This is a genomic window from Streptomyces sp. NPDC048696, assembly GCF_043198895.1.
GTDB lineage: Bacteria > Actinomycetota > Actinomycetes > Streptomycetales > Streptomycetaceae > Streptomyces.
This window is the reverse complement of record NZ_JBICVJ010000012.1, coordinates 115,628-127,586: the sequence shown is the minus strand read 5'-3', so window position 1 is coordinate 127,586 and position 11,959 is coordinate 115,628. Positions and strand designations below refer to the sequence as shown.

Sequence of the window (11,959 nt, the reverse complement as noted above, 5' to 3'; positions counted from 1 at the left end):
CCCCCGTCGGCTCGCGGTCGAGATCCGTGCCCCTACGGCAACAGGCGTTGCAGCAGGCCCCACGAGAACTCTGCCACGCACTTGTCGCCGCCCGGCACCGTCAGTTCCAGTTGCCAGCGCGTGGGCGCGCTGCCCTCCATCGGGCGGGCCGGCCCGAACGCCCGCGCGGCCTCGTCGACCGTGCAGGACCACGGCCGCAGGTCGGCCACCGACGTGAGCGCGGGACCCGGCTCGCCGGGCGCCCGGATCAGCCACTCGTTCCACACCGTCCCGTCCGGCCCGGCCAGCACCTCGAACCGCAGGGTCGGCCAGAACGGCACCGGCCACAGCCGCGCCTCGCACTCCAGGTCGCCGACCTTCCGCGGCAGCACGCGCTCCGGCTCGCCGAGCACCGACCGGTACCGGGCCGCCGCGCCGCGCGAGCGCGGCGAGCGGACCATCGCCTGCCAGCGCCGGTTGGCCTCGCGCATGTCGGCTATCGACACCCCGAGCTCGCGGCGGGCGTCTTCCACCAGGTCCGGCTGGTGGTCGGCCATCCGCCGCAGCAGGACGAGCTGGAAGTCGAGCGGGCCGAAGGAACCGGGCCGCGCCGGGCCGGTGGAATGCGGCTGTGCGTCCGTCATGACCCCATCCTGCCCGGCACCACTGACAACGCACCGAACGCCCGGGTTCGTACGGGGGACACGCCATGGAAGATCGGGTTCCACACACGATCCACACACTCCGGGCCCCAATTGTTGACGCGTACGCGCATAGCCTCCGTTGGCCATGGATTACTGCCACGTCTGCCGACGGCACCTCAACGGCGCACTGGCCTGCGCCGGATGCGGCACCCCCGCAGAGGAACTGCGGCAGCCCGACATCATCGACCTCGGGGTGTACGACACCGCCGCGGCCGGTGCCTCCGACGCCGCCCCGACCGGGAACCGCCGGGCGCGCCGCGAGCGCGAGCAGCCCCGGGTGCGTACGCGCCGCCGGGCCCGGAAGCGGCGCGGGCGCCTCGTGCTGTTCGGGTCGGCGGGTGTGGTGCTCGCGGCCGGTGCGCTGGGGCTTGCGGAGCTGGCCATCGAGCCGCCCGCGAACGATCGGGGTGCGGCGACGGCCGTCCACGACGAGGAGCAGATCTCGCAGCAGACTGCCGCGCCTGCGCCCGATCCGAGCGAGGGTGGGCCTCGGCAGCCCAGTGCGGTACCGGTGGGGACGGGGCGCAAGTCGCACCCCAAGGCCGGAGGCGCGCGGCCGTGGCCGGGGGCGAGTGGGGTTTCGGTGCCTGGTGGTGCGCGTGGGCGTACGGGGCCGTCGGCGTCGGTGCCGCCGTCCGGTGCGACGGGTGGCAGTGCGTCGCCTTTGCCGTCCGGGGCGCCTTCGCCGTCCGCGTCGGATTCGGCGCCGCCGCGGCCCGGACAGCCTGCGCCTGTCCCGTCGCCTTCAGCCTCGCCTACGAAGACCTCGTGCACCAAGTTCCTGTGGTGGTGCGTCTAGCTTCGCGTGGGGGGCGATGAGCTCCGCGTGGGGGGCCGGGGGGCGATTCGGCTGCGGACCGTGCGTGCGAGGGTGGGCGGGTTGTTCGGCTGCGGACCGTGCGTGGCTGGTCGCGCAGTTCCCCGCGCCCCTGGTAGGTGGACCCGGACCGTCAGGTCGCCCCCAGCATTCGCCTGAGCAGGTCCCGTAGCGCCGTTCGCTCTTCCGTTGACAGTTCTGCCAAGGGCTCGCGGGCGAAGTCCAGGGAGTCGCCGAGGTGGGTTGCCGTGCGGAGGCCCTCCTCGGTCGGGGCCGCCAGTTTTACGCGGCGGTCGGCCGGGTCGGGGCGGCGTTCCGCCAGGCCCCGGGCCTCCAGGCGGTCGATGATGCCCGTCACGTTCGACGGCTCGCACTTCAGGTTGCGGGCGATCTGCCGCATCGGGACCGGCCCCAGGGAGAGCACGCGCAGGACGCGCGCCTGGGCGCCGGTCAGCTCGTGCTCGGCGGCGGCCCGCTCGTACTCCTCGTGGTAGCGGGCCACCACCGTGCCGATCAGCTCGACGACTTCGAGACTCAGGGGATCCATACGTGGGGCCATGAATACAGGGTACCCAGTTACTTGACAATCTCAAATATCCAGGAGCATGGTTGTTTCAGTACCTGAAGTAATCCAGGAAGGGCGCAGCTCTCATGTCCGTACCGTCCGCACTCCCCGCCACCGGCCGCGAATGGCACCTCGTCGCCCGCCCGCACGGCTGGCCCGTCCCGACCGACTTCGCGCTGGCGCAGGCTCCGGTCGTGGCGCCCGCCGCCGGCCGGATCCTGGTGCGCAACCTCTTCATGTCCGTCGACCCGTACATGCGCGGCCGCATGAACGACGTGAAGTCGTACATCCCGCCGTTCGCGCTCGGCAAGCCGATGGACGGCGGCGCGGTCGGTGTGGTCGTGACCTCGGCCGACGAGCGCTTCGCCGTCGGTGACCACGTCCTGCACGGTCTCGGCTGGCGCGAGTACGCCGACGTGGACGCCAAGCACGCCACCAAGGTCGACGCCTCCCTCGCCCCGCTCTCCGCGTACCTCGGCGTGCTCGGCATGACCGGTCTGACCGCGTACGCGGGTCTCTTCGACGTTGCCTCCTTCAAGGAGGGCGACTCCGTGTTCGTCTCGGGCGCGGCCGGCGCCGTCGGCAGCCAGGTCGGCCAGATGGCCCGGATCAAGGGTGCGTCGCGGGTCATCGGCTCGGCCGGTTCCGACGACAAGGTGAAGTGGCTGGTGGAGGAGCTCGGCTTCGACGCCGCCTTCAACTACAAGAAGGGCCCGGTCCGCGACCAGCTGCGCGAGGCGGCCCCGGACGGCGTCGACGTCTACTTCGACAACGTCGGCGGCGACCACCTCGAAGCCGCGATCTCCTCGATGAACGTGCATGGCCGCGCCACCATCTGCGGCATGATCGCGGGCTACAACGACACCGAGCCGACCCCGGGCCCGCGCAACATGGCCATGATCATCGGCAAGCGTCTGCGCCTCCAGGGCATCCTCGTCGGCGACCATGCGGCGCTCCAGCCGCAGTTCGTCCAGGACGTGGCCGGCTGGATCGCCTCCGGTGAGCTCAAGTACGGCGAGACGGTCGTCGAGGGCATCGAGAACGGCGTGGACGCGTTCCTGGGCATGCTCCGCGGTGAGAACACCGGAAAGATGGTCGTCTCGCTGGGCGAGTGATCCAGAACATAGCGACGGCTTGCTGAGAGACCTTATCGGGTGACTTCCGTCATCCGATAAGGTCTTTCCACATCACGGCTGTCGTGGGCGCGAGCGGCCGGGAACGAGCAGGAGGAGCACCCAGCATGTCCATCCAGCAGTCCGACGTTCTGTACACCGCCGTCGCCACCGCCGAGAACGGCCGCGACGGCCGCGTCGCCACCGACGACGGCTCGCTCGACGTCGTCGTCAACCCGCCGAAGGCGATGGGCGGCAGCGGCGCGGGCACCAACCCCGAGCAGCTGTTCGCGGCCGGTTACAGCGCCTGCTTCCAGGGTGCGCTCGGCGTCGTCGCACGCCAGGAGAACGCCGACATATCCGGCTCGACGGTCACCGCCGAGGTCGGCATCGGCAAGAACGACGACGGCTTCGGCATCATCGTGAAGATCGCCGCGGCCATCCCGAACGTGGACGAGGCCACCGCGCGCGCCCTGATCGAGAAGGCGCACCAGGTCTGCCCGTACTCGAAGGCCACCCGCGGCAACATCACGGTCGACCTCGCGGTCGCCTGACCGTACGCCGCGCAAGGCGCTTGTCACCCGCGAAGGGCCGCACTCGGCGGGGTGCGGCCCTTCGTGCGTCGTGGGCGTCGTGACGAAGCCGCCTCGATCGCGTGCCCGATCGCGTGCCCGATCGCGTGCTCGCTCGCGATCTGAACGAACGTGACGGGCACCGGAATTCCCGTCCGGAGGGGCGGTTACCGGTCGATAGAATCCGGCCATGCGTGATCTCGGGGCGGGCTTCGGATATCTGGTCAAAGGGCAGCGATGGGTGGCCGGGAACGGCCGGTCCTTCGGGTTCGGGCTGCTGCCGGGGCTGGTGACGCTCATCCTGTACGCGGCCGCGCTGATCGGCCTCGCGTACGGCGCGGACGACTTCGTGGGCTGGGCGACGCCGTTCGCCGACGGCTGGTCCTCGCCCTGGCAGGCGCTGTTCCGGGGCTTTATGACCGCGCTGGTCTTCGCCATGGGCCTGTTCCTCGCGGTCGTCACCTTCACCGCCGTCACCCTGCTCATCGGCCAGCCCTTCTACGAGAAGCTGTCCGAGGACGTGGACCGGGCCGAGAGCGGCGGGGACGCGCCCGAGTCCGGGCTGCCGCTCTGGCGCGAGCTGTGGATCTCCGCCCGGGACTCCCTGCGGATCCTGGTGCGGGTGGCCGCGTACGGCGTTGTCCTGTTCGGCCTGGGCTTTCTGCCGGTGATCGGGCAGACCGTGATCCCCGCGATCGGCTTCTGTGTCTCCGGGTTCTTCCTCGCCGAGGAGCTGACGGCGGTGGCGCTCCAGCGCCGGGGCGTGGAGCTGCGGGAGCGGCTGGCCCTGCTGCGCGGGCGGCGGATGCTCGTGCTCGGCTTCGGCGTCCCGCTGACGCTGGCCTTCCTGGTGCCGTTCGTCGCGGTGTTCCTGATGCCGGGGGCGGTGGCGGGCGCCACGCTGTTGGTGCGGGACCTGACCGGGGAAGCGGCGGACCCGGCGGACGACGCCGAGCCCGCGCCGGCCGGGGCCCGGCAGCCGCAAACCCTCTGATCGGTGAAGGCGTCCGGCCGCCGGGGCCCGGGGCCCGGGGCCTGCCCGGTGGATCCCGCCCGGGACGCGGACAGGCCCTGGTGAGCGCGGTCAGCTCGCCGCCGCCACCCCCACGATCTCCCGGATCTGCGCGATGATGGCGAGCCGGTTGCGGACGAACTCCGGGTCCGTGACCGAGCCCGTCGCCGGATCGGTGTTGCCCGTGCCGAACTGGAGCACCGGCGTGTGGACGTGCCCGCCCGGGATCGTGAGGCCGAGGCGGTCCCGCAGCAGCGTCGCCCGGTACGCGATCTCGTTGGACAGGTAGTCGCCGCCACCGCCCTCCCGGGCCGTCGACCCGGCCGTGGGACCGTCGTCCCGGACCACCGGGTCCGTCCCGCCCGCCGGGATCTCGGTCACCGAGGTGTGGTCGTACACCGGGTACGGTCCGGTGTTCGCCGCCACGATCGCCTTGTACGGGAGGGTCGTCGTGGTCCACTGCGGCTGCGACGCCGGGTCGGAGACCGGCACCGTCTCCGTCCGCGACACGTTCTCGTTGTCCGGGAACCCGCCCCGCCAGGCCCCGTTGAAGTGCTCGACGTCGATCCGCCCCACCCGTCCCTGGCTCACCGTGGTGAACAGGTCCACCTGCGGCAGCACCGGTCCCAGCGCGCGCTCGACCGTGCCCGCCGCGAAGTCCCCGTAGCGCACCGGGAACATGGCCGTCTCGATCCACGCCGGCCCGTCCGCCGTCCGGATCCAGGTGCCGTCCAGGGCGAGCGCGGTCGCGCCCGACGGATTGCTGATCCGGATGTCACGGTCGAGGGTGAACGGATCGAAGCCGGTGACCAGGATCCGCTTGAAGCCCGTTCCCGAGGGATACGTGATCGAGTCCTGGCCCCGAGAGGAGCGCTCCAGGCGGTCGAGCAGCGCGGCCCGCCGTGCCTCGGTGAGGCCGAACTCCGGTTCCCAGCCGCGCAGTTCGCGGGTCATCCCGAGCCGTGCCCAGTACAGCGGCCGGTCGTCGTCCCGGCTCAGGTCGCCGCCCGCGGGGCCGCGTCCCTGCGCCCGGTCCACGGCCCGCCGCCACAGTCGCGCGCCCTCCCGCTCGACCAGGCGGTCGGCCTGGCGGTAGGACCGTACGTCCGCCAACGCGCGCGTGAACCGCGGCGCCGCGTCGTCGAATCCGGAGCGGCGCAGGATCTCCTGCGGCACGGCCCCGTCGAGGCGCTGTTCCTCGACGGTGGGCGGCGCCCCCGTCGTGGCCGGCGCGTGCGGCTGTGCCTGTGCCTGCACCGGCGCGAGCACCGCGCCGAACGTCATCGAAGCGATCACCAGGGCGAGCCGCGCTCCCCGTACCCGTACACGTACCACTGGGCATCCTTCCGTCAAGGCGTGGGCGGCCAGTATCGGGAAGGAACTCCCTTGTGAACAGGGGGATTCGGGGCGACTCAGGAGGCGATTGTGGTCAGCGCACGAGACGGTTGTGGTCAGCGCACGCCGAACCCGTACACCGTCCGCGACCTGTACACCTCGCCCGGCCGCACCACCGTGCTCGGGAACTCGGGGCGGTTGGGGGAGTCCGGGAAGTGCTGGGTCTCCAGGGCGACTCCGCCCCGGGGGCCGCCCGTGAACACCTGGAGGCCCGGCTCCGAGGTCGTCACCGTCAGGAGCCGGCCCGAGGCGGGGCAGTACAGCTCAGCGGCCGTGGCTTCCTCGTCCAGGGCGCCGTCGAGGTCGTACGAGCTGTCCAGGAGCACTTCCTCGTCCAGGACGAGGTTGTGGTCGTAGGAGGTGTCCACGACCCGCCCTTCGCGCAGGTCGAAGCGTGTGCCCGCCACCGGTGCGAGCTCGCCGGTGGGGATGAGCGTCGGGTCCACCGGGGTGTAGCGCGCGGCGTGCACGCGCAGCGTGTGCGGGCCGGGGCCCAGCCGCCAGTACGCGTGGTTCGTCAGGTTCACCACCGTCGCCGCCTCGCTCACCGCCGCCTCGTAGCCGATCCGCAGCGCGCCCGTCGCGTCCAGCTCGTACGTCACCGACACGTCGAGGCGGCCCGGGAAGCCCTCCTCCCCGGCCGGGGAGACCCGCGAGAGCCGCACCGCGTACGGGGAGAGCGCCTCGGCGTCCCACACCCGCTTGTCGAAGCCGCGCGCGCCGCCGTGCAGGCTGTGCGGGCCGCCGTTGCGGGCCAGGTCGTGGCGGACGCCGTCCAGGACGAACGAGCCGTGCGCGATGCGGTTCGCGTACCGGCCCACCAGGGCTCCGTAGTACGGGCCCGGGTCCGCCAGATAGCCCGCCGGCTTGTCGTAGCCGAGGGCCACCTCGTCCAGGACGCCGTCCCGGTCCGGGATCTCGACCGACTGGAGGATCCCGCCGTACGTCAGCACGCGGGCGCGCGTACCGCCGCGCTCCAGCGTCCAGCGGTGCACGGCCGTACCGTCGTCGAGGGTCCCGAAGAGTTCCATGATCGGAAGCCTAGGGCCTGTCCGGGGCCGCCCGGGACCTAGGGCCTGTCCGGTGGATCTTGCCTGGGCCGCGGGGTCGTGGCACGCGCATCTGCGGCGTTGTCGTCGGTTGCCGACTCCCCCAAGCTCTCGGCTCCGCTCGACCAGGGGGCACCCCCACGCGTCGCCGCCCTCCTCCGCCTTGCAGCATTGGGGTCTCCCCTGCTCGAACGAAGTTGAGAGCTTGGGGAAGCACCACGACCCCGCTCACCAGCACCGAAACGGCGACCCGCACCGAAGGCGGCCAGATCCACCGGACAGGCCCTACGCGGGGGGCCGCGCCGCCGTCACATTGCGGTAGGCGATCTCCGCCAGCCGGCCCTGGCCGTCCTTGCTGGGGTGGAACCAGTCCCAGTGGCTCAACTGGTCGTCGGTGAAGCGGAAGTCGAACACCGCGCCTCCGTCGTAACGGCAGTAACGGTCCTTCGCGCACACGTCCTTGAGCGCCTTGTTGTACGCCACCACCCGCTGGTAGACCTCGTCGCGGCGCTCGACCGCCGCCGCCCCCAGGTCGTCCGCGTCGCTCAGCATCGAGCGGCAGATGCCCAGCTTCCAGATCTGCTTGCCGAGCGCGTTGCCGCGCCCGGTCGACCACAGGCGCTTGAGGTCCGGCACGCTCGACACGTACACCTGGGTCTTGGGCAGCGTGGTGCGCAGCCGCCGCAGGGACGTCTCGAAGCCCGCCGTGAAGTCCGCCACCGACGTCATGCCGTCGACCGAGTCCCGGCAGGCGTCGTTGCCGCCGACCATGACCGTCACCAGCTCCGGGCGGTGGGCGGCGGCCCGGGTCAGCTGGTCCGGCAGGTCCGCCATCCGGGCGCCGGTCCTGGCGTAGTTCCAGCTGCGGTCGGCGGCCGACTCCTCGCCGAGCAGCCGGGTGGCCAGCGAGCGCACGTCGGTGTCGGTGCCGGTCGCCCAGGACGCCTCGGGGCAGTCGGAGAGCACCATGCAGGCGTCGAAGCCCCGGGTGATGGAGTCGCCGACGGCCGCGATCGAGGCGGGGCGCGGGTTCCAGTGCACGGCGGGCGTCGGCGCCGGCCGGTTCGGAACCTGCGCGTGCGGGGCGCCGGGCGCGCCCGAACTCGTACAGCCCGCCGTGACGGCGAGCGCGGTCGCCGCGAGGGCCGCCGCGGCGGTGCGGGCCCGCGCGGGGCGGCTTCGGCGCGGTGGCAACGTCCCCTGGTCCATCCCCTGCTCCCCTCCCTCGGGTGCGGCGGGCGTCCTGGCGAGTGAAAGCTTCGTGTTTCCCGGGCCCAGGACCGGCCGTACGACACCCTTCTGTCCGCTCCGCGCGGTAGCTTTGGCCCGTCCAGCCAGAGGAACCACGCCAGACGGCTCCGGTAAATTACATCACGTCACATACTGTCCCCTTTCAGGAGATTACCTCCCGATGCTGTTTACTGTTGATCCCCGGGGCAGAATGACAGGTGCTGTCCTGACCGAGACCGGTAGGGGCGCGAGGCCGCTGGGGAAGGCGAACCTCGAACCGCACTGGAGGTCCCGGTGACGACACGTGGAGTTCTGTACATCCACTCCGCCCCGCGCGCGCTGTGCCCGCACGTCGAATGGGCGGTGGCGGGCGTTCTCGGTGTGCGCGTCCAGCTCGACTGGATCCGCCAGCCCGCCTCGCCCGGCACCTGGAGAGCCGAGTTCTCCTGGCAGGCCGAGACCGGCACGGCCTCCAAGCTGGCCTCGGCGCTGCGCGGCTGGCAGATGCTGCGCTTCGAGGTCACGGCCGAGCCGTGCGCGAGAGCCGAGGGCGAGCGCTACAGCGCCACGCCCGACCTGGGCATCTTCCACGCGGTCACCGGCATCCACGGCGACATCCTGATCCCCGAGGACCGGCTGCGCGCGGCGCTGGCCCGCTCGGTGCGCGGCGAGACCGACCTGGAGGCCGAGATCGCCCGCCTGCTCGGCAAGCCGTGGGACGACGAGCTGGAGCCGTTCCGGTACGCGGGCGAGGGCGCGCCGGTGCGCTGGCTGCACCAGGTCGTCTGAGGCCGGCGGGCATACGGCCGGTACGTATACGGAAGGGCCCCCACCGATCGGTGGGGGCCCGTCGCGTTACGTATGCGTGGGTACTCAGACGGAACGGAACGCCAGCACCACGTTGTGGCCGCCGAAGCCGAACGAGTTGTTGATCGCGGCGATCGAGCCGGACGGCAGCTCGCGCGGCTCGCCGCGCACGATGTCCGCCTCGATGTCGTCGTCGATGTCGTCGACGTTGATGGTCGGGGGCGCCGTGCGGTGGTACAGCGCGAGCACCGTGGCGACGGTCTCGATGCCACCGGCGCCGCCGAGCAGATGCCCGGTCATGGACTTGGTCGCGGAGACCGCGATGTGGTCCATGTCGTCGCCGAGGACCTTGCGCAGCGCCTTGATCTCGGCGCTGTCGCCCTGCGGCGTGGACGTCGCGTGCGCGTTGAGGTGGACGACCTCGGACGGCTTGAGGTCCGTGGAGTCCAGCAGGTTCTGCAGGGCCGCGGCGACGCCTCGGCCGGTCGGCTCGGGCTGCGCGATGTGGTGGCTGTCGGCCGACAGGCCCTGGCCCAGCACCTCGCAGTAGACCCGGGCGCCGCGCGCGGCGGCGTGCTCGGCCGACTCCAGGATCACGACACCGGCGCCCTCGCCGAGGACGAAGCCGTCCCGGGCCTTGTCGTACGGGCGCGAGGCCTGCTCGGGGTTCTCGTTGTTCTTGGACATCGCCATCATGTTGGCGAACGCGGCCACCGGCAGCGGGTGGATGGCCGCCTCGGTACCGCCGGCGACCACGACATCGGCGCGGCCGGTGCGGATCATCTCGACGGCGTAGCCGATCGCCTCGGCGCCCGACGCGCAGGCGGAGACGGGGGTGTGCACGCCGGCCCGGGCGTTCACCTCAAGGCCGACGTTGGCCGAGGGGGAGTTGGGCATCAGCATCGGCACGGTGTGCGGGGAGACGCGGCGTACGCCCTTCTCCTTGAGCACGTCGTACTGGTCGAGCAGGGTGGTCACACCGCCGATGCCGGAGGCGATGACCGTGCCGAGCCGCTCGGGGGCGATCGGCTGGTCGTCACCGGCGGGAGCGGTGTAGCCCGCGTCGGCCCATGCCTCCTTGGCCGCGATCAGCGCGAACTGCGCCGAGCGGTCCAGCTTGCGGGCGAGCGGGCGGGGCAGAACCTCGCCCGGGTCCACGGCGGCGGTGGCGGCGATGCGGACCGGGAGGTCGGCGAAGCGCTCGTCCTCCAGGGGCCGGACGCCGGAACGGCCCGCCAGCAGACCTTCCCAGGTCGAGGCGGTGTCGCCACCCAGCGGTGTGGTTGCGCCGATACCGGTGACGACCACGGTGCGATTGGTCGAGCTCACAGGAAATTTCTCCACGTGTGTAAGAGGCGTGAACAGCGGCGCCACCGCCGGGTGGCAGACCGTGCCTGAGATCAGGCCTGGTGCTTCAGGATGTAGCCCGCGGCGTCGCCGACGGTCTTGAGGTTCTTGACGTCCTCGTCCGGGATCTTGACGTCGAAGCGCTCTTCGGCGGCGACGACGACCTCGACCATGGACAGCGAGTCGACGTCCAGGTCGTCCGTGAAGGACTTGTCCAGCTGAACGTCCTCGACGGGGATGCCGGCGATCTCGTTGACGATCTCGGCGAGACCGTCGACGATCTCCTTCTCGGTGGCGGCCATGTGGCGCTCCTTCGGTGTTTTTACGGGTTTGTGGGCATCCGGAAGATCCGGTGTGCCTAGGGGAGGGTAACGACCGTCGCGGCGTACACGAGACCCGCCCCGAAGCCGATGACGAGCGCGGTGTCGCCGCTCTTCGCCTGTCCGGTCGCCAGAAGCCGCTCCATCGCGAGCGGGATCGAGGCGGCCGAGGTGTTGCCGGTGGTCTCCACGTCACGCGCGACCGTGACGTGCTCCGGCAGTTTGAGAGTCTTCACCATCGAGTCGATGATCCGCATATTGGCCTGGTGCGGAATGAAGACGTCCAGGTCGTCCGCGCTGATTCCGGCCGCGTCCAGCGCCTGCTGGGCGACCTTCGCCATCTCGAACACGGCCCAGCGGAACACCGCCTGGCCCTCCTGCGTGATCGCAGGGAACTTACCGGCCGAGCTGTCGTACTCGTTCCACGGCACGGTCTGCTTGATGGTCTCGGACTTGTCGCCCTCGGAGCCCCAGACGGTACGGGCGATGCCCGGCTCGTCGGCGGGGCCGACCACGACCGCGCCCGCGCCGTCGCCGAACAGGAAGGCCGTCGCGCGGTCCTCCAGGTCGGTCAGGTCGCTGAGCCGCTCGACGCCGATGACCAGCACGTACTCGGCCGAACCCTCGACGATCATGCCCTTGGCGAGGGTCAGGCCGTAGCCGAAGCCCGCGCAGCCGGCGGAGATGTCGAACGCGGCCGGCTTGATCGCGCCGATCTTGTCCGCGATCTCGGTGGCGACGGCCGGGGTCTGCTTGAAGTGCGAGACCGTGGAGACGATCACGCCACCGATCTGCTCGGGGGTGAGCCCGGCGTTCGCGATGGCCTTGCCCGCGGCCTCCACCGACATCGCCGACACGGTCTCCTGGTCGGAGGCCCAGTGCCGGGTGGCGATGCCGGAACGGGAGCGGATCCACTCGTCGGACGAGTCGATCTTCTCCAGGATGACCTCGTTGGGGACCACCCTGGTCGGCCGGTAGCCGCCGACGCCCATGATCCGGGCGAACGGCGCGCCCTTGCTGGGCTTGATCTTCGACATGCGCTACGGCTCC

The 11,959-nt window shown here is 71.5% G+C and carries 13 protein-coding genes; 5 read left to right on the top strand and 8 right to left on the bottom strand.

The genetic code is table 11. The features are described from left to right. Positions 1–32: 32 nt before the first annotated feature. Positions 33–623, bottom strand: coding sequence for a hypothetical protein (locus tag ACGFRG_RS25305; protein ID WP_393267455.1), 591 nt, complete (start codon positions 621–623; stop codon positions 33–35). Positions 624–768: 145 nt separating this feature from the next. On the opposite strand from ACGFRG_RS25305, the gene ACGFRG_RS25300 reads away from it, so the two are divergent. Continuing rightward, the gene (locus tag ACGFRG_RS25300) at positions 769–1,482 is read left to right on the top strand and encodes a hypothetical protein (protein ID WP_393267452.1); all 714 of its coding nucleotides are present in this window, start codon (positions 769–771) and stop codon (positions 1,480–1,482) included. A gap of 151 nt (positions 1,483–1,633) precedes the next feature. Here the strand turns inward: ACGFRG_RS25300 and ACGFRG_RS25295 are convergent, their stop codons facing one another. Further along, a complete protein-coding gene (locus ACGFRG_RS25295; RefSeq protein ID WP_361428907.1) occupies positions 1,634–2,059 on the bottom strand; it encodes a MarR family transcriptional regulator in 426 nt (141 codons plus the stop codon). Between the two features lie 92 nt (positions 2,060–2,151). Between ACGFRG_RS25295 and ACGFRG_RS25290 the strand changes: the two genes are divergently transcribed. The 3 genes from ACGFRG_RS25290 (at position 2,152) to ACGFRG_RS25280 (ending at position 4,743) form a co-directional block, all read left to right on the top strand. Further along, positions 2,152–3,180: an NADP-dependent oxidoreductase gene (locus ACGFRG_RS25290; RefSeq protein WP_393267449.1), complete on the top strand. Its 1,029-nt coding sequence runs from the start codon at positions 2,152–2,154 to the stop codon at positions 3,178–3,180. A gap of 125 nt (positions 3,181–3,305) precedes the next feature. After that, a complete protein-coding gene (locus ACGFRG_RS25285) occupies positions 3,306–3,731 on the top strand; it encodes an organic hydroperoxide resistance protein (protein ID WP_361428903.1) in 426 nt (141 codons plus the stop codon). Between the two features lie 208 nt (positions 3,732–3,939). After that, positions 3,940–4,743, top strand: a complete 804-nt coding sequence (locus ACGFRG_RS25280) for an EI24 domain-containing protein (protein ID WP_393267446.1) — start codon at positions 3,940–3,942, stop codon at positions 4,741–4,743. Between the two features lie 90 nt (positions 4,744–4,833). On the opposite strand, the gene ACGFRG_RS25275 is transcribed toward ACGFRG_RS25280, so the two are convergent. The 3 genes from ACGFRG_RS25275 to ACGFRG_RS25265 form a co-directional block, all read right to left on the bottom strand. Next, complete coding sequence (locus ACGFRG_RS25275; protein ID WP_393267667.1) at positions 4,834–6,045, bottom strand: pyroglutamyl peptidase; 1,212 nt, start codon at positions 6,043–6,045, stop codon at positions 4,834–4,836. Positions 6,046–6,212: 167 nt separating this feature from the next. Further along, a complete protein-coding gene (locus ACGFRG_RS25270; protein ID WP_393267664.1) occupies positions 6,213–7,190 on the bottom strand; it encodes an aldose epimerase family protein in 978 nt (325 codons plus the stop codon). A gap of 300 nt (positions 7,191–7,490) precedes the next feature. After that, positions 7,491–8,414: an SGNH/GDSL hydrolase family protein gene (locus ACGFRG_RS25265; protein WP_361428899.1), complete on the bottom strand. Its 924-nt coding sequence runs from the start codon at positions 8,412–8,414 to the stop codon at positions 7,491–7,493. 315 nt (positions 8,415–8,729) lie between these two features. Here ACGFRG_RS25265 and ACGFRG_RS25260 point away from each other — a divergent pair, with 315 nt between their 5' ends. Then, entirely contained in the window at positions 8,730–9,224 is a 495-nt protein-coding gene (locus ACGFRG_RS25260) for a DUF3145 domain-containing protein (RefSeq protein ID WP_188277952.1), read from the top strand. An 84-nt stretch (positions 9,225–9,308) separates the two neighbouring features. Here the strand turns inward: ACGFRG_RS25260 and fabF are convergent, their stop codons facing one another. From fabF to ACGFRG_RS25245, 3 genes are all read right to left on the bottom strand, one after another. Beyond that, on the bottom strand, positions 9,309–10,571 hold the full coding sequence (gene fabF / locus ACGFRG_RS25255) for a beta-ketoacyl-ACP synthase II (RefSeq protein WP_361428896.1): 1,263 nt from the start codon (positions 10,569–10,571) through the stop codon (positions 9,309–9,311). A gap of 71 nt (positions 10,572–10,642) precedes the next feature. Further along, entirely contained in the window at positions 10,643–10,891 is a 249-nt protein-coding gene (locus tag ACGFRG_RS25250; RefSeq protein WP_188277950.1) for an acyl carrier protein, read from the bottom strand. A 56-nt stretch (positions 10,892–10,947) separates the two neighbouring features. After that, positions 10,948–11,946, bottom strand: coding sequence for a ketoacyl-ACP synthase III (locus ACGFRG_RS25245; protein WP_361428894.1), 999 nt, complete (start codon positions 11,944–11,946; stop codon positions 10,948–10,950). Between the last annotated feature and the right edge of the window lie 13 nt (positions 11,947–11,959).